The organism is Candidatus Eremiobacterota bacterium, from assembly GCA_031082125.1.
Taxonomy (GTDB): domain Bacteria; phylum Vulcanimicrobiota; class CADAWZ01; order CADAWZ01; family Ess09-12; genus Ess09-12.
This window is the reverse complement of sequence record JAVHLM010000004.1, coordinates 1-17,759: the sequence shown is the minus strand read 5'-3', so window position 1 is coordinate 17,759 and position 17,759 is coordinate 1. Positions and strand designations below refer to the sequence as shown.

10 protein-coding genes are annotated in these 17,759 nt (G+C 54.2%); 7 read left to right on the top strand and 3 right to left on the bottom strand.

The window, feature by feature from the left end; genetic code table 11:
• Positions 1–170 precede the first annotated feature (170 nt).
• The 4 genes from RDV48_05740 (at position 171) to RDV48_05725 (ending at position 8,158) form a co-directional block, all read left to right on the top strand.
• Entirely contained in the window at positions 171–2,054 is a 1,884-nt protein-coding gene (locus tag RDV48_05740) for a hypothetical protein (protein MDQ7822278.1), read from the top strand.
• 170 nt (positions 2,055–2,224) lie between these two features.
• On the top strand, positions 2,225–4,018 hold the full coding sequence (locus RDV48_05735; GenBank protein MDQ7822277.1) for a hypothetical protein: 1,794 nt from the start codon (positions 2,225–2,227) through the stop codon (positions 4,016–4,018).
• 226 nt (positions 4,019–4,244) lie between these two features.
• Positions 4,245–5,666 carry a hypothetical protein gene (locus tag RDV48_05730; GenBank protein ID MDQ7822276.1) on the top strand — a complete coding sequence of 474 codons (1,422 nt, stop codon included), beginning with the start codon at positions 4,245–4,247 and terminating at the stop codon, positions 5,664–5,666.
• A 320-nt stretch (positions 5,667–5,986) separates the two neighbouring features.
• A complete protein-coding gene (locus RDV48_05725) occupies positions 5,987–8,158 on the top strand; it encodes a cation:dicarboxylase symporter family transporter (protein MDQ7822275.1) in 2,172 nt (723 codons plus the stop codon).
• Between the two features lie 20 nt (positions 8,159–8,178).
• Here RDV48_05725 and RDV48_05720 read toward each other — a convergent pair whose 3' ends face one another.
• Complete coding sequence (locus tag RDV48_05720) at positions 8,179–8,973, bottom strand: hypothetical protein (GenBank protein MDQ7822274.1); 795 nt, start codon at positions 8,971–8,973, stop codon at positions 8,179–8,181.
• A gap of 244 nt (positions 8,974–9,217) precedes the next feature.
• Between RDV48_05720 and RDV48_05715 the strand changes: the two genes are divergently transcribed.
• On the top strand, positions 9,218–9,985 hold the full coding sequence (locus RDV48_05715; GenBank protein MDQ7822273.1) for a PilZ domain-containing protein: 768 nt from the start codon (positions 9,218–9,220) through the stop codon (positions 9,983–9,985).
• Positions 9,986–10,043: 58 nt separating this feature from the next.
• Here the strand turns inward: RDV48_05715 and RDV48_05710 are convergent, their stop codons facing one another.
• Positions 10,044–11,957, bottom strand: a complete 1,914-nt coding sequence (locus RDV48_05710; GenBank protein ID MDQ7822272.1) for a glycoside hydrolase family 18 protein — start codon at positions 11,955–11,957, stop codon at positions 10,044–10,046.
• Positions 11,958–12,401: 444 nt separating this feature from the next.
• On the opposite strand from RDV48_05710, the gene RDV48_05705 reads away from it, so the two are divergent.
• Positions 12,402–14,090 (top strand): FAD-binding protein, encoded by a 1,689-nt coding sequence (locus RDV48_05705; protein MDQ7822271.1) that lies wholly within the window; start codon positions 12,402–12,404, stop codon positions 14,088–14,090.
• A 286-nt stretch (positions 14,091–14,376) separates the two neighbouring features.
• Positions 14,377–15,588 carry a hypothetical protein gene (locus tag RDV48_05700; protein ID MDQ7822270.1) on the top strand — a complete coding sequence of 404 codons (1,212 nt, stop codon included), beginning with the start codon at positions 14,377–14,379 and terminating at the stop codon, positions 15,586–15,588.
• A 41-nt stretch (positions 15,589–15,629) separates the two neighbouring features.
• Here RDV48_05700 and RDV48_05695 read toward each other — a convergent pair whose 3' ends face one another.
• Positions 15,630–17,453 carry a phosphatidylserine/phosphatidylglycerophosphate/cardiolipin synthase family protein gene (locus RDV48_05695; protein MDQ7822269.1) on the bottom strand — a complete coding sequence of 608 codons (1,824 nt, stop codon included), beginning with the start codon at positions 17,451–17,453 and terminating at the stop codon, positions 15,630–15,632.
• Between the last annotated feature and the right edge of the window lie 306 nt (positions 17,454–17,759).

Below are 17,759 nucleotides of genomic sequence, written 5' to 3'. Positions count from 1 at the left end.
TGTTAATGAGTCTCCTTTATAATAAGCATTGAGGGATGAATTTGCCGGGTGCATTTTTTTTTCTCTTTTCCCCCTGAGGCAGCGCAGCTCCGCGGCATCTCGTTCCTGATCGGATACTGCACCGTCCTGCAGAAAACAAGGTCCCGGGACAGCGAAAGAGTAATGGAGGGATGAAATTGCCAGGGTGCACTGCCGGGGAAAAGCCTCATTTCTATGCCCGCCTGAAAAAAGCCCTCTCCTCATTGACCTCATCGTTTTCTCATCTTGGGAAATCCTTTGCAGGATCTATTTTCTACCGGCTTGCCTCTTACCTGGGGTCCAGGATGCCGCGGAAGGTAGAGCTCAATGACGGCACCTCTCTTACCCCTTCACAGAAAGCCGCCATTCTCCTTGTTTCAAATCCTCCCGATATATCAGCGCATATATTCAAGCAGTTCGATCCAGAAGATGTTCAGGCGATAAGTCTGGAAATATCGAAGCTTCCCCAGATAAAGAAAGAAATCCGCCTGACCTGCGCGAAGGAGTTCCTCAGGATTTATCCTGCCGGAGGGGGGGAAGACCCCCTCGCGTCCGTTGAATCACTCGGCACGAATTATCCAAACGCCATGGCTTATCTGCTTGAGAGGCGCTATATAAATGCAGCCCCCGGCGAGGGAGCCGGCCGGACGGGAAGCGCCGCCGGAGGATCTTTGTTAAGCCACCTGTCCTCTGCCGGGGCCAGAGTGCTCTGCAGGCTCCGTTTCGTGAATCCTCTGACCCCATCCCAGAAAGGGGTGGCTCTTCTTCTCTCCCTGCCTCCCGATATAATGTCGCAGGTCTTCAACGAAATGGAGCCTCCCGCACGGGAGGCAGTCGGCCACATCATCCTGAAGATTCCCTGCTTGACGCCGGCGATGATGTCAGCCTGTGCAAAAGAACTTCTCAGGCTTCACGGTGAGGAAAATCCCCTCATGTGCCTGGAATCGCTCTTCAGGGAGAGCCCCGCTGGCGTGGCAGGCATTCTCAGAGAATTCTATCTGAATGGAGGCACTGCCAGGCAGATCTCCCGAGACGGCACCGGGCCGCACAGCGCGGGAAAGGCCCCGGCTGAAAGCAGCGGCCCTCTTTCAGACGATCAGCAGCAACAGAACGACGGGAGCATATCATACTTTATTCCCCTGGAGGCTCTCGCCGCTTTCATTCTTACGCGCTATCAATTTCAAGACTGGTTTGTCGAGCGCATCCTGAGCCTCCTTTCACCCTCAGACAAGAAGGCCCTGGGCCTGGGCATCGGTATGATAAAGGACCTGGAGGAAAGCAGGCAGGGAGCCGTCATAGCACTCCTTCTTGAGAAGTTTACCGGTGACTGGCAGAGTGAAGATGACGTTGCCGCCTTCATAAGGGGGATTCTCCATGATGGCGATGATTTCAGACAGATCACCCGGTGGCATCACCGCCTCACGGCCGTGCTTCTCACCCTCCCGGAAGAACATTACAGGCGCCTCTTCCCTCATATATGCCGCCTGCTCCCCCAGTATTCCATCGATGCCCTCATTGCTGAGCTCAATAACAGGCAGTTCCTGCAGAAAGGAAAGGACATTCAGCCTCTCGTGGATGAATTTCTCGCCTTCAAGAGGGATTCCGCAGAACGCCAGCCCATAAGCCTGCAGTCAATCGATATAACCCGTCTCCGGAGCCTCTATGAAGCCGCGCCAGTGAAGTTCCGCGAGGCACTGGTGGCGATGATGGGCAAAAGGCTCGAGGCCGGGAGGCTCATCGAAATGGTCTGCCGGTCGCAGCCGCATCTTCTGGGCGAAGCTCTCGTGAGATGGGCATACCACGCCCCGCAGAAGCCGTTCCTCAGGGGAGAAGAGGCTGCTTCCCGGATACTGTCACATCTTGATGCCAGTGCTCAGGACGCGGTAAGGGAAACGCTGGGGAAAAGGGGCATCACCTTCCCTGATTCCGGGCCCGCCGTCCCTGAGGGACTTGAAACTGCAGTGTCAAGGTTCCTGGGCCATTTCTGCAGGCTGAGCCCCGCGGTGTTCCGGGAGCACTTTCTCAGGATGAGCTAGGGCTCTCGCATGGAGCTTTCTTCCCCCCGGCACTGATAGGATTCCCGGCTTTTTCCCGCGAAGTTACCCTTTCTCAGTTGTTCAGAAAGCACAGGAGAAGAAAAGAAATATTCTCCCTCGGAGCTTTGTTCTCTCGGAAATCAGCAATCTCCAGGAAAGTGAGGCCTGTGATGAAGAAGATATCAGTGTTTCTGTGCCTCTGTATTCTCCTCTCCATGATTTCTGGCTGCAGCGGCGATTCATCTCCATATTCCCTGCCGGCGCTTTCGGAGGAGGCCCAGTCAACCCCTGTGGACGACGGGCGCTCCTACACCAACGTTGCTTCAGGGCTGAACGGCCGCCTTGTCGCCGTGGGAAGCGATGGAAAGCTCGAGACTTCCGCCGACGGGATTACATGGAAGCCCGTCTCTGCGCCTCTTAATGTGAACCTCCGGGGCGTGGCTTGCGGTGGCGGCAGCACATGGGTGGCCGCAGGAGATCAGAGCGCGCTTGTTTACTCCGATGACGACGGGATTACATGGAATAAGGCCGAATCCCCCGTGCCCCTTGTCGGATTCCGGGCCATCGCCTGGGGCAACGGCGCTTTCATTGCCGGCGGGACCGGCGGCGTCATGCTGCGCTCCACAGACGGCCATACGTGGGATTCAGTGCAGAGCGGCACGCAGAGCGCCATCTGGGGAGGCACCTTTGCGCGCGGACAGTTCGTCATGTGCGGCCAGTATGGGACCATACTCACTTCCACTGATGGAATCCGCTGGACGCCGCAGGTAAGCGGCACCAGCGACTTCCTCTGGCAGGTGGGATACGGAGACCAGGAGGGCGGCCGCTTCGTGGCCGTGGGTGACCGGGGCGTGGCGATCACATCACCGGACAGTGTCAGCTGGACTCCCTCTGCTTCGGCATCGAGCCAGACGCAGCGGGGCGTGGTCTATGGACGGGGCATGTTCGTTGCCGCCGGCAGCGGGGGAAGCCTCATGGCCCTTCAGGCAGGAAGCAGCACATGGCAGGCCCTCGACTCCCCCACCACCCAGACCCTTCGCGGCATTGCCTTCAACGGCTCTCTCTTCACCGCCGTGGGAGACTCCGGCACCATCGTGACCTCTTATGACGGCGTTACCTGGACCATAAGCCTCACTGGCGCCCCTGGCGAGCTCTGGGGCGTGGCGGGCGGCAATGGACGGCTCCTTGCCTGCGGGGCGGGCGGCCTTGTCCTTTCCTCTGCCGATGGGATTACCTGGTCACCACTTGCACCGCCTTCAACAGATGTCGATCTTTATGGCATAGCCTGCAGCCGGGATCGTTTCGTCCTCGTGGGCTCTCTCGGAAGAATATACACATGGTCCGAGACCGAGGGCTTCGTTCTGCGCACTTCGGGCACCACCAACAATCTCTTCTGTGTCACCTGGGCGAATGGTCTCTTCGTGGCAGGGGGCCTCGAGGGAACCCTCCTCACTTCGCCCGACGGGATTACCTGGACGGCTCCTTCTTCCCCGGCCTGGCACGTAGTGAGGGCCATCGCCTATGGCAACGGCAAGTGGGTCGCAGCAGGTGCCGGTACCGTAGCTGTTTCTTCAGATGCCGTGAACTGGACGCTCGAGTCAATAGGCCTGCTCCACTTCCAGACCGGCGCATCCTTCGGCAACGGGATCTTCGTGCTGCCGGGGCACGCGGGCCGTGTGCTTTCCAGCCCTGATGGCATCACCTGGCAGGCCGCCTCGGCGCCCTCTCCCGAGAACCTTGATTGCGCGGCCTTCGGGAATGGCCTCTTTGCCATGGGAAGCTTCGGCCTCATCGAGACAACCACCGACGGTGCCACCTTCGGGAGCGTCACGCCGCCCACCTCCAGGAGCCTCAGGGCAATAACGTTCTTCGAGGGGCAGTTTGTGGCCACCGGAGGCGCTGAGACAATCCTCACCTCGCCTGATGGAAAAACCTGGACCCTGCGCCACGAGGTGAATCTATGACTGCGAGCCCATGCGCTCTGCAAGGCCGACAGGTTTCTCACGAGGGACAGGGGATTTTACCGCTCCTGTTTCAAAGAGCTGACCCTCCTGGCATGAGGGCAGGAGCCATAAAAAAATCCTGCTCAATATATGGAATTTTTACAAATAATTAACAATTTTTCATTGACAGGACGGCCCCGGAAAGTGATAGAGAGAATATAAATCTGTCTGTCACAGGGGGAGTCCCATGGATTCAATCTCCGGATATTCGTCCTATAACTACCAGCCCGCAATGGAAAGCGGGAATATTGACAGCGAAATCGACCCCGGTGAGAGCAGCCCCTCTGAAGATACCTCGGAAGGCGCTCCGGCATCAACGGCAGACAATGCAGGGATTTCAGAGGAGGCCCGCGAGGAGAAATCAAAGCCGTCGGGGCAATCCGGCGCAAAAGACATACTCTCATGGTTCGGCGACAGTGGCGACAAAAAGGACATGGCAGATGAGAAGAGTAATCCCGCCGAGGGCAAAGCCCCTGCAGCAAAGAAAGAAGATGGCGCGACAGCGAAGAAAGACATGGAATTTTACGAGAAAATGGCTTCCGAGCTCGGCCATTCAGTGGGCGGCGACGGAAAACAGAAGCCACTCTCCGATGATCAGAAGCGCATACTGGCGGAAGGTCTCTCCCGCTATGACAGCGGCGTGCTCGATAAGCTCAAGCAGATCGGCATGAAATTCGACATCTTTGACACCAAGAACCCTCCGCCCGGCGGTTTCCCAAAGGGCTCCGTCCTCGACGACACCAGCAAGTGGGAAGACAACAAGGCCGGATATTATTCAAAGGACTCAAAGACCATCTGCCTCAGGCAGGACAGCTTTGAAGGGGGGATGAAGGAAGATACCCTCAACACCATAACCCACGAAACTGCCCACGCCGTTGATGATCTCCTCGAAGCCGACTACCCTTCCAAAGAATCTCCGACCTCCGAGTTCATGTCCTTCAAGGATGAGACATTGAAGTCGCTATACAACAGCTACAATGAACGGTGCGATAATTACAGCAGGGAAGGCATCTCCAGGATTGGATTCCCCTCAGCCACAGCAGGAGATGCGCAGGGCGGCAGCCTCGCCGGTGAGCAGAAGGAGAATCCCCAGTGGAGCGGCTACGCGAGAACCAATGAGTCCGAATATTTTGCCGAGGGCATGATGAAATACACGGCGGGAGGCGAGGCCAAAGAAGGCTTCAAGAAGGCCGATCCCGACCTCTATGCCTTCGTTGAGAAGAAGATGGACCAGGCCAAGGGCCCCCTGCCGGAATACAAGGCGCCTCCTCCCCCCACACCTGAACAGGCAAGGAAAATGCGGGAAGCCTTCAGCCTGCCGTCAGAGGTTTCCGGCGCCCTCCTCACAGGAAACATGGAAGAAACAAAAAAGATACTGGGCGAGTTCCCCGATTACCTGAAGCAGGGCTCCTTCGGGGGCATTCATCCCCTCTATGCGGCGGCCTTCGGGGAAAAGCCGAAAGAGATGCTCGCCTTCCTCGCGGGGCAGGGTATGGATATCAACGCGAAAGCCATGGGCGGCAGGACAGTTCTTGAAATGGCCCAGGAGGCGGGGCGCAAGGAGGTTGTGGAGATTCTGCGCTCCCTCGGCGCCAAGGATAAGCAATAAAAGCAGATAATGCTGACCACCAGGTCGCCTTTCCAGAATCCGCATGGGAGTCCCGGGTCTCGCACACGGCCCGGGGATTCATGATCCAGCCCGTGGCGTCGTCAAAGCGGCGCGGATCAATTTGATTTCTTGATGTTCTAGGAATCTTCAGAGCTCATAGTAATCCTCCTGTGGGCAAATATGCCAGGCTATATGACGCTGGCCGGATCGGGCATTAAATACTCATTATTGATAAGGCAGATGGTGCGTCCCCGGCAGGTTCATGTATGATCATGGAGAACTATCAAAGACGGGCACCAATTGCATGCAGAGGTTCCACCGTGAAAGACAAACCAAAATCCACCGAGCGGCTTGCCTCATTCACCATCATGGGAATGGTGGCAGGGATAGCTGCCGGTCTTTTTCTTGGAGAAACGGCGGGAAAACTGACCTTTTTCAGCACCCTTTACATTAATCTTCTCCAGATGACGGCCCTCCCCTATATCCTCTTCTCTCTCATCGGCGGCATTGCGAAACTGAAGGCCGATGAGGCGAAAACCCTTGCCAAGAAGGGGGGATTCATCGTGCTTGCCCTGTGGGTGATCGGCATTGTGATTCTTATTGCCATGCCCATGGCCTTTCCCGCGCAGCAGACCTCGTCATTTTTCAGCACCTCGGTGCTGGAGGCGCCAAAAAAAGTTGACCTGATAAAGATATTCATTCCCTCGAACATTTTCAAGGCCCTGGCTGATAATATCGTCGCCTCAGTGGTGGTTTTCTGCGTCATTGTGGGTCTTGCGCTCATGGAGATGGAAAAGAAGGATGAGGTGCTGAGGCTTCTTGATACCTTATCACAGCTCATGGTGAGCATCACCAAGTGGCTTGCCAATTTCGCCCCTTACGGCGTATTCTCAATAATGGCCGTGACGGCGGGCACGATGACTTTCAATGAGTTCGGGCGCCTCCAGGCCTTTCTTCTCATCTATGTCATCGCCTTTTTTCTTCTCACTTTCCTGATTCTCCCGGGACTTGCTTCACTGCTCACGCCATTTGGAAGCCGCGAGGTGGTCGAAGCCTCCCGGACAGCCCTCGTGCTCTCATTCAGCACGGGAAAAGTGCTCATTGTGCTGCCGCTCATTATCGAGAGCATCAAGACTCTCTTTGAGTCCCATGATCTCGAGAAAGACAAGGCTGCGGCCACATCGGAGTTTATCCTGCCCATGGCCTACGCTTTTCCCACTTTGGGCACGATTCTCACGATGCTGTTCATCCCCTTTGCGGCGTGGTACTCGGGAAAGCCCATGACAGCGCCCGATTACGGGCTCTATATTTTCGCAGGCCTGCCCTCATTTTTCAGTGATGTATCGGTGGCAATACCCTTTTGCCTTGACCTCCTCAAACTCCCGTCCGATCTCTTCAGCCTCTTTCTCGCCACGGGCACGGTGACCAAGTGCATGAGCGCGGCGCTGAAAGTGATGTACCTGCTTGTGCTTGGCCTTCTTGTTGCCTGCGCCCTGGAAGATTCAATAAGGTTTCAATGGAGGCGCTTTGGCACATTTTTTGCCTCTTCCATAGTCCTTACGGGGCTTCTCATCTTTGGGGCCCATTCCTACCTCTCATGGACCTGCAAAGGAAACTACCACTATGACAAGGTGATAAAGAGCATGAGGCTCCAGGGGGTGACAGTCCCCTCGGTCATCGCCAGGACGGGACCCAATCCCGAAGCCTTCAGGGCGGGAGAGTCGAATATCGAAAGGATAAAGAGGCGGGGCGTCATAAGGATCGGCTTCATACCGGATAATCTGCCATGGTCCTATTACAACAACGAGGGAGAGCTCGTGGGATTCGATGTGGAGCTGGCGCACCGCCTCGCCCATGACCTGGAGGTGACCATAGAATTCGTTCCTTTTACTTACATCTCCCTCTCGCAGGAAATGGAAAAAGACTATTTCGACATTGCCATGTCGGGGATCCCCGGCACCTATGAAAGGTCGGAAAGGATGCGGTTCACCGACCCCTACCTCTATATCCACAATGCCCTTGTCATCCCTGACTACCGCGACAGGGAGTTCCTCACCATCAGTTCAATCAGGACCATAAAGAACCTGAAAATAGCGGCCACCCCTCTCTGCTCCCCCACCGACCGGCTCAAAAGCAGTATCACCGGTGCGAGCTTCATCCCGATAAAGTCCGACAGCGATTTCTTCAAAGGCAATCAAGGTGGTGCAGATGCCTTATTCACAAGCGCTGAAGGAGGATCCGCCTGGACGCTTCTCTATCCTGACTACCAGGTTGCCATGCCCTTCCCCTCCTATTACACAACGCCGCTTGTATACCCCTTCTTCGGGGGAGACAACAGCCGCATGAACGAATACCTCAATCACTGGATCCTGCTTGAGAGTCATGACGGCACGATCCAGGACACCTATGACTACTGGATACTGGGGAAGGGAAGCGAAAAAAAGGAGCCCCGCTGGAGCATCATGAGGAATGTGCTGCACTGGGTAAAGTAGGATTCACCTTGCTGCCACGGCTATTTTGGCAGGTTCCTGACTGTGTCGAGGAGCAACTGGTAGGCATCGGGTGTGAGGCCCATGCCGCCGGTGAAGGGCCTGTCGTTTGCCGCTATGATAAAGACCACGATTCCGAGAAAAGCCCCCATCATGCCTATGAGAGCCGCGTGGAGCCTGAAATCCTCTATGTAAAAGAGATAGCCGATGGCGATGCTTATGGCCGCGCCGATCCAGATGACGAACCACATGATGGACGAAAGCTTGCCTCCAACGGCGGCAAGCCTCATCCTCCGGCACTGAATAAGCTGATTGAATGCCCTGAGCGACTCACTCAGCAAAACCTCCTGCCCTTTCGTCAATGGCTCGAAGGTCATAAGGGTGTCCTGGAAGTCATTCAGGAATGAAATGCCGTCATTTGGAATCATACCTTTCCTCTGAGCAGGCCATTCTTTTTCGATGACGGTAACGGTATAGTTATAGATACTGGCTTTGAGAGGGGTCCTCAGGGGCTCTGGAAATGCGCTGGCATCGCGATAAAGGCCGGCGATCTGCGCGGCTTCCATCGATGTCAGATCCTCGGCATTTGAGTGGGAATTCCAGACTGCGACGGCAATCAGGCCGACAGTGATTCCATAGAATACCCCGATGGCCTGCACTGATCCGCTGATCGCGTCATTCACGCCGTCATGATAATGAATACGGGGCACAATATACCGTCGTATGATGATGAGTCCCGCGAGCGACAGAGTCACAAAGCCTGCCACCATGATAAGAGCAAGAAGCCATGGAGGAATAGAGTAAGCCCAAATCGGCATAAGTCGGTTCTCCTTTTTTGCAGCATGCTTCACTTCAAAAACGAAAAATCCTCTGTCCCCGCTCGGCTTCAATCTGGTTTGAAGCCTTCCATCACTTTCACGGGTACATGCACAGGCATGCATGGCACCTGCCTTCACCCGTGACTCTCACGAGGCTGACATTCCTTCAAGATTCTTGTTATGATGGCATATTTCTGGTAAAATTGTGGTGATGTCGAATAGAAAGAGGTAAAGGGGTGGTGGTATGGATTTAATCTCTGCAGTCACTGCAATAACCCTTGGTCCTGATTTCTTAAAGTCCAGGCTCTCTGAAAAGCGGGTGGTTCCCAGAATCTCATGCGAGTTGAAGGGAAGCACCATCATAAAAGGCATCAAGATCAATTTCCGGATAACCGACGTGAGTATGGAAGGCCTGAAGACCGAATGTTATGAGGAGTTTCCCAGGGATTACAGTTTTCTGCTCATCGTTGAGCCTCCCTCACTGCTGCTTGAGCACCGCCACGAAAAGGTTCTGGATTCACTTCTGGTAAAGGTCGCCTGGCGAAGGAAAAGGAAAGGCAAGCTTGGATTCCACATGGGTCTTGTGATTGTCGATCCTCAGGAAAATAAAAAGAAATCATGGGTTGCCAGGATTTTTGAAGAATTGGGAGTAATCGATGAGCTCGCCCTGCAGAAGCGTGAAGATATGAGAATAGCTGCCGATTTTCCCGTGATCTGCAAGGAAAGCACAGGGAAGACTGCCCGCGGAGTAATTAAGAACATAAGTCTCGGAGGAGTATTTGTCGTCTCCGATACCATGATCCCTGAAGGACAGATTGTTGCATTGGCATTGGAAAATGACAGGCGGTTCAGGAAAATATTTTTTAGGGGGAAAGTGGTGCGGGCAGGCTATCATGAGCTTTCAGACAAGTGGCTCCTGGGCATTCAATTTGATGGGCTCTCACAAAAGGAATTCAAGGCCCTGGGGAGCCTTATCCTTGAGATTCAGAGGAGTATAAGCAAGACCTTCTAGCCGGAAGACTCCGTGCCCGGAACAGGCACACCGGGCGCCGCTGCCCGGCGAGATAATTTTAATTCACCTGGGTGATGTCGCTGTCTCCCGTTGCTGGATTTATCATGATATTGTAGCTGTGGCCGGCTTCAAATTTATAATTGACGCCCTTGGTGCAGGCAGTCTGCTTGTCCGGTGAATAGATATTGGTGGTACCGCTCTTATAGGCGTTCAGTAGTATCGATGAAGTGGTGAAAGATGTCGCATTGGAGAAAATCGTGTCCAGATTGGAGCTGTCAATGACATTGGCGGTACTTTGAGATGATGCAAGGGTACCCCACATCTGGTTTGAGTTCGGTGCCAGGGGCACGTCGGCTGCCGCGCCGAAGACATAGGTTGCTCCGTTGATGACCAGGGAGGCCGATGCATAAGGATAAGTACCTGACGCGGAAGTGCTGGTGTTGGTAATCTGCAGGATGAAATAAGTGGCGGGGCTCGGGCCTCCCGCCTTGTAGATGGTGGTGCTGAACCCGCCGACGGCAGCGTAGCTGTCGCCCCATCCCGACGGCATATAATCGTTGTTCAATGACCACATCATCACCCCGCCATAGTAGGGATAGGTGGCAGGGTCCGCGATCAATTCATCAATGCTGGTTTTCAGGCTGCTTAGAATCGAGCTCTGGCTGTAGCTCGTGGAACCGTTTGAGGCAAAGATGTTACTTACCGTTCCCGACGCCCCCGCATTTGACGGCTCTCCGACCACTACGTAGGTGCCCACGGGGATGCATGCTGAGGCAGTGCTGCCGGTATAGGCGGAGGTATCTGATTTCACGCAGTTGTTCAGAGCCTTGGCCGCCGCCTTGAAGAACCCTGCGGAATTTTCCTGTATGGTATCTATTGTCCAGCCACCGCTGTTGTAAGTCTGGGCAAAGACGTAATCCACATAGCCGCTGGCTATGGCCGGTGTATAGGTGCTCTGGGCCGCCATGGCGCCGCCCGAGGTGAGGACAAGGTTGGTGGGATTGCTGCTGTCAACATTAGCGCCATTGCCCGTATAAACCTGCGGCGCCACCGATACCAGCAGGCCCTTGGTCTTGAAGCCCTTGGCCAGTGCGGTGATGGTTGCCGCGGGGATGCTGTTTTCAAGGTCAAGATCCACCCCGCTTATGATGCCGTTGGTCAGGCTGCTGTTGTAGGACGAAATCTGTGAAGAGATATTATTGACAGCCGATGAGGTGTCGCTGATAGTTGCCACCGTCTGCCCTCCTATGCTCAGCAGATTGATTGTCCCCGGGGCCTCCTGGTTGATGATGCTCTTCATGCTGCTCAGGTAGCCGGTATTTATTGACGATGATGTGGGATCGGCAAAGCAGAAAATAATGATAGTGGAGGCTTTCACCCCTTCACCGGTGATTGAGCTTAATGATCCTGTCGCATCCAATTGCACATAGGAGGCTTTTATCATTGATTTGCTGCTTACGCTTGTTTTCAGGCTGCCTACGATGGGAGAGCCTGGCAAGGCTGTTGCAATGAGATTTGTGGTAAAGGTGCCCTGGTCGGCTCCCGTGGCATTCATCACCAGGCGGCCCACATTAGGCGCCGGGGTGCTCAGCGAAGCTTCCGGTGCTCCCCCGGCTCTCACCCATGATGAGGCATTTGAATTCCTGGCTGACTGCACCTGGATTCCCAGCTGGTCCAGTGAAGTGGGACCGCTCACCGTCATCATCACCGAGCCGCGGCGATCTTTATCAACGGTGAGAGTCTGCGAAGAAATCCTGATCTGTGTCCCGTCGGGCAGAACGGCAGTGCCGTTTGGCAGAAAAGTGACCTGCGTCGTCTGTGATGAGCCATTACCGCCGCTTTCGCCGTAATAGGCGTAATCCTGGGAGCCTCCGCCGCTGCAGCCCTGCAGGGCCATCATCAGGAACAGCACCACGGCAATGACACCATAGAAAATAACAGATTCTGATGAAAAGATTTTTTTTCTGCTCACAGCCTTCTCACCTTTCTTTTTAAACTGTATTGCACATGATTTGCCGGTGACTCTTTCACTATTCTGTCTATTGATAATGTATTGATTATTCTACCATGCTTTTCACTGCTTTTCAAGATTTGTGAGGGACACGAAGGCCTTTATGAAGCTGAAATTCCTTCAGGATTCTTGTTATGATCGTACATTTTTGCTATACTAAAACCCCAAATGGACACCATGCCAACTCGGCTGGAAATTAAGATTTGATGGGCCATTCCTTGTCCATTTGGATGGTTTTAGTTATGCTGGTGAGTATAAAATTGAGGTGATGTCAAGGGGGCAGGTCTCGACCATAAGGGACATCTGGTGACCCTGACAGAATATGACGGGCAAAAAACAGTCCAGGGCGAAAGAGTGCCGAAGGAATGCACCACTTCCACGGACCGCAGGTAAAGGAGAAAAGGGATGATATCAAAAGGGAAAATTCAAATATGCGAGCTTGAAAGTGACATACTGGTCATCGGCGGAGGTATGGCCGGATTTTTTGCCGCTGTCCGCGCAACAGAAAAGGGACAAAAGGTAATAATGGTTGATAAAGGCACTGTCGGCCGCTCGGGTTTCACTCCCTGGGCAAACACTTTCAGCATATATGACGAATCTCTTGGTGACCGCAAAGAAGAGTGGATAAAAGGCGCACAGTCCAAGGGCGAATATCTCGTGAATCTGGACTATTTTGCCATGCAGATTGAAGATTCACTCAAGCGCTATAATCAGCTTATGGAATGGGGTATCGTAGATTCACGTCCTGAATGGAAAAGAGAAAGCCAGGAGCCTGCACGCAAATATCTTTCCGGCCATGATCGCCGCATGCTGCTCCCGAAAATTTTGAAAGAAGCCGGTGTCACCATGGTGCAGAGGGTAATGATAACGGCGCTTCTGAAAAGTGCAGGCCTTATTGCAGGTGCAGTGGGATTTCATGGTGAAACGGGTGAAGCCTTTCTATTTAAAGCAAAAGCGACTATTCTATGCACCGGCGCAGGCGGTTATAAGGCGCCCGGCTACCCCATACATTCCTGCACTTTTGACGGCGATGCGATGGCTTACCGCGTGGGCGCACGCATAGCCGGCAAGGACTTCATGGACTTTCATTTTACAGGGGACAGCTCTCCCTGGGATGTTTTTGAGATGGAAGAAGAAGTCTTTGTGAACCGCATTTATCCCACAAAGGGGCCCACGGTCGAAGGGATCGGCGCAAGCATTGCTCCTGTCTTTGAAGTACATAAGGAAGCTCCGCCTCTTAAAGGTTTTATGCCTGAAGATGAGCTTTCGGCGGACTCCGATGACCCCAGGGGCAAGGGATACAGTATCATGCCGAGGATGCCCAAAGGCAATATCGTCATGAATGCGGCGACCGGCCTGGGGGTTCACAAATCCGAGGGTATCTGGCCTGCAGACGACAGATGCTTTTCGGGAGTTACGGGACTGTATGCCGCCGGCGACGCGCTTGCCTCAATGATTTGCGGCGCTGCCTATCCTTCAACAGGTCTGGGCCTGTCCGGCTCTGCCGTTCAGGGTTACCGTGCAGGAGAAGAGGCCGCGAAATTCGCTGCCCAGGTTGATATGCCTGATGTTCCAGGCGAAATCACTGACTCTGAAATAGAACTCATGGTCATGCCCTTACACACAGCACATGGTTTTAATCCAAGATGGGTCAGCCAGGTGCTTCTAAATACCATGGCGCCCTATTATATTCTGCTTTTCATGAAAGAAGACCGTCTCAAAAGCGCGCTCTCGCAGATTGAATTTCTGCAGGAGCACATTGTTCCGAGAATGAGAGCGGGGGATAATCACGAACTTCGTCTTGTGCATGAAACCTGCAACATGGTATTAAACGCCGAGATGAAGCTCCGCGCATGCATGATGCGGACGGAAAGCCGCGGAAATCACTACCGCGAGGATTATCCTGCCCGCAATGACAAGGATTGGCTTGCCTGGATCCTGATAAGCAAAGGAAGCGGCGGCGGGATGCTCTTGAAGAAAGAAGCGGTCCCTGAGGCGTGGAAAGGGAACTTGAGCGAGCCTTACACGGAGCGCTATCCGCGGCGCTTTCCCGGCGAACTGGAATTTCTTGGCATCAGTGAAAAGGGGAGGTAAGAACTATGGCCGTCTTGCTGCAGAACTATGAACTGTGCACTGGCTGCGGGAATTGTGTCAATACCTGTCCATGCGATGTCTTCAGAGTTGACAGGGAACATAAGAAAACCAGAATAGCTTATCCTCTGGAATGTCAGGTCTGCAGCATGTGCACGATTTACTGCCCGACGGGCGCGCTTGCCGTTACTCCGGAAAAAGTGATTAACCCGTTAACGGCGTATATGTAGGAAAGAGGATTCCGTCTCCGCAGAAAGAAATCACCTGAAAAAATAATGAGGAGGCTCCTATGAAAAGGTATTGCATTTCAGCGCTTCTGTTATGTATGATCCTTCTGTTGATCGGCATCTGTTATGCAGAGGGAGGCCGGGCCGTTCCTGGCGGCGTGAGCTATGAGCACATCGGCGACTACAGCATCGAGCGCCTTAATAAAATATTGACCGGCGAGCTTGCCGAATTCAGCACTTTCCCGATCAAGTATCCTCCCGCCAGGAATGCGGTGAGCCTCTACCGTGTCACCTATAATACGGTCATCCCTGAGAAGGACAATCGTCCTGTCACCGTGACAGGCCTGGCAGCCCTGCCAAAGGTTCAGGAGAAAAAGCTGCCCATGGTATCGTACCAGCACGGCACCGTATTTTCCAGGACCGAGGTGCCCTCCAGTCCCGAGGAATCAATGGAGACACGGCTGATGATTGCGCGTTTTGCAGGGCAGGGCTACATGGTGATCGCCGCTGACTATATAGGGAAAGGCAAATCCAATGAGCCTGACAGCTATATGGTGAAGGAAAGCACCATGCAGGCCTGTCTTGATATGCTCATGGCGTCGAAGATCCTGTGCGCTGACCTGAAAATCGAGCAGGGCGACCTCTTCCTGAGCGGATGGTCCCAGGGCGCCTGGAGCACGATGATGTTCCGCAACAGGCTCGAGAGCCTGGGCATACCGGTAAAAGCGGCGGCAACTGCCGCCACGCCCTGTGATCTGTACGCGGCGATGACGCGGTGGATCAACAATCGTTCAGAGTATGATGCCACCTGGATCGTCGGGACCGTCGCCCTGTTGATCAACTCTTACGAGGACTATTACGGATTGCAGGGTCTGAGCCAGGCAGCCATAAAGCCGAAATACTGGCAGACCGCGAAAGACTTCTATCACAACAAGATTGGCTGGGCACAGGCAGGGAAGGTCTTCCCCCCGACCGCGAAGGAGTTCCTCAATGATGATTTTGCCGCCGAGAGCTCCCTCGCCTCCAACAGGTTTTTCGCCAGGCTGCAGGAAAACCAGGCATACCGGTGGCGTTACGCCACCCCCACCCGCTATTATTACGGTAAAATCGACGAATGCATAGCGCCGTATATCGCCACGCTGCCAGTCGAATATGAGAGCGCCATAGGGGGGGCTCCGGCCAAGGCGGTATATGCCGGTGATAACGCCACTCACCGCGGGGCATTCATGTTCGGCGTGCTTGACCAGAAAGAGTGGTTTGACAGCCTGCGGTGACAGGTGCCGGCCATGTTACCCGGGAATCCGGAATTTCACCTTTACAGGAGATCCTTGATTATCTCCGAGGCGAACCATTGCTCCAGGCGATCCGCCGGCGTCTCGTTGTTCAGGTCCTCAAGGGTGATTTCATTGGACATCTGGAGATCGTCGCGGAACATCTCGTGCATCCCTTTACCAAAATCTTTATCCTGGATCTCAATGGTGTCCTCGGAGTTCAGATTGAAGCTCCGGGGATCGAGGTTGTGGGAGCCTATGGTTGCCACCTCTCCGTCAAAAACAGATGCCTTGGTGTGGAGGGTGGTGAACTTGCCGCCGTTGTCTTTCCTCAGCTCATAGAGCCTGACCCCGCCTTCCAGCAGCTCCCGGTAAAACTTCCGCCCTCCCTGGGAGAGAATGGGGAGATCGTTTGTATCTACTGAATTAGTCAGGATCCTTACATCGACGCCGCGCTTCGCGGCTTCAATCAGGGCCTTTCTGAATTCCTTCGTGGGGAGAAAATAGGCATTGGTGATATACGCCGTCTTCTCGGCATTCTTCAGCATCTGGTAGTACCAGTTCTCAATATTCCTGTCTTTTTTCTCCCTGGGCTGATGGCTCACGAACCTTGTCTTCGTCGATCCGGCTGCTGTAACAGCGGGATTTTCCGCGGTGATTGCCGCGGTGTCTTCACCGCCGGCATATCCCCAGTTTTCCGCAAAGGCCTCATTCACTTTTCCGACTACGGGGCCCTCCACTTTCACATCGGTATCGCGGAAGGCGCCCGCTGAAAAGGCCTTCTCGCCCAGCGAGGTGTCGCGGTGCCCGGAGCCTCCATTTGCATATTCCGATCCTATGTTCATCCCTCCCAGCATCGCCTCTTTCCCGTCAACGGTCAGAATTTTCATATGCCAGCGGTTGTTCAGCTTGTGGAGAAGGGGAGGGTATTCCTTGAGCCTTTCCAGCACCTTTTCATTGTTGCCTATCCAGAACTTGAACTCTTTTTCGCCCTTCTCGGCGATCCATTTATCGGGCTCAGCAAGCCCTTCCTCGCCCACTCCCTTGATAAAATCCTGGAAAGCCCCATGCATGTGCCTGACGATCTCATCCTTATTCTCTTCATGCCACTTGTAGTCAACGGGTGTATTAAAGGCCTGGAGCTCCACGCCTGCTTCCTTCATCATCTTGAATATTTTCGGATCGCTGTCGGCCGATGAGATCCAGTCGTAAATGACCCGGCACTTCACGCCTTCCTTTGCCTTTTTTGCGAGCAGCTCCGCCGTTTTCCACCCTGTCTCGTCGCTGTGGAAGATAAGGGTCTGAAGGTTGATGCTGTGCTTCGCCTCCTCCATCATGCGGTACCGCTCGGGAAATGAATTGACACCGTTTTTCTCTAGGGTGACCCTGTTTCCCGGGACGGCGAGAGAATCGGTGACCCTGTCGGTCTCCTTCTCGACGGATGGCTTAAGAAGTGAAGATTCCTTCAGAGCGGGATTCAGGTTCACGTCGGAGCCTGGCGGAACTCTTTCGCTGCTTGTGCGGCTCCACTTGAAAAACGAGAGCGGGGAGCTTATCAGGGCGCCTGCGGCTATGCCGCCGCAGAGGCCTGCAGCAGCGCCTATCACCGCCCCGGGGAGACCGAAAACGAAGGCGCCCAGGGTGGCAAGTCCGACCCCGCCGAGCCCGAGGCTGGTGATGTAAGTGCGCCCTTTCTGGCTGAGCGCCGCACTTTTCAGTTTCCCGAGCTTTTCCTTGAATGTGGATTCGTGGGGAGACTGGATATCCAGCTTTTCTCCCGCGGCCTCAGGTGCTGGTTCGCCTGAGGGAGGCTCTTTGGAAACGAGCTTATTTCCTGGAATGACGGGTCTTGTTCCTATTGGATCCATTGCGCTTCCCCACCTTTCAACTCATCTGGCGCCGATTCAATATCTCTTTCACTCCGCTTAAAATTATACCACACTCGCTTTAGACTTACAACAGAATCACTTTTCTCTCAGCTGCCCGGGAAGATTCCTGACCGCATCAAGCAGTGAGCACACAACGGCATATGTGATTCTGCTTTCTCTGCCGCTCACTGCCGGTTTTGCCTCCCTGCTTCACTTCAAAAGGAAAAATCTTCTCCTTAAGGTGAAAGTTCCTGAGACCCCTGCACAATGAAATGCAATCTGTCAGCTTTGCTCCAAGCGCCTACT

Excerpts from the sequence above, each read along its gene's own strand:
- RDV48_05720 (MDQ7822274.1), bottom strand. The coding sequence starts at position 8,973 with ATGCCGATTTGGGCTTACTCTATTCCTCCATGGCTTCTTGCTCTTATC.
- RDV48_05735 (MDQ7822277.1), top strand. The coding sequence starts at position 2,225 with ATGAAGAAGATATCAGTGTTTCTGTGCCTCTGTATTCTCCTCTCCATG.
- RDV48_05705 (MDQ7822271.1), top strand. The coding sequence starts at position 12,402 with ATGATATCAAAAGGGAAAATTCAAATATGCGAGCTTGAAAGTGACATA.
- RDV48_05730 (MDQ7822276.1), top strand. The coding sequence starts at position 4,245 with ATGGATTCAATCTCCGGATATTCGTCCTATAACTACCAGCCCGCAATG.
- RDV48_05700 (MDQ7822270.1), top strand. The coding sequence starts at position 14,377 with ATGAAAAGGTATTGCATTTCAGCGCTTCTGTTATGTATGATCCTTCTG.
- RDV48_05715 (MDQ7822273.1), top strand. The coding sequence starts at position 9,218 with ATGGATTTAATCTCTGCAGTCACTGCAATAACCCTTGGTCCTGATTTC.
- RDV48_05695 (MDQ7822269.1), bottom strand. The coding sequence starts at position 17,453 with ATGGATCCAATAGGAACAAGACCCGTCATTCCAGGAAATAAGCTCGTT.
- RDV48_05740 (MDQ7822278.1), top strand. The coding sequence starts at position 171 with ATGAAATTGCCAGGGTGCACTGCCGGGGAAAAGCCTCATTTCTATGCC.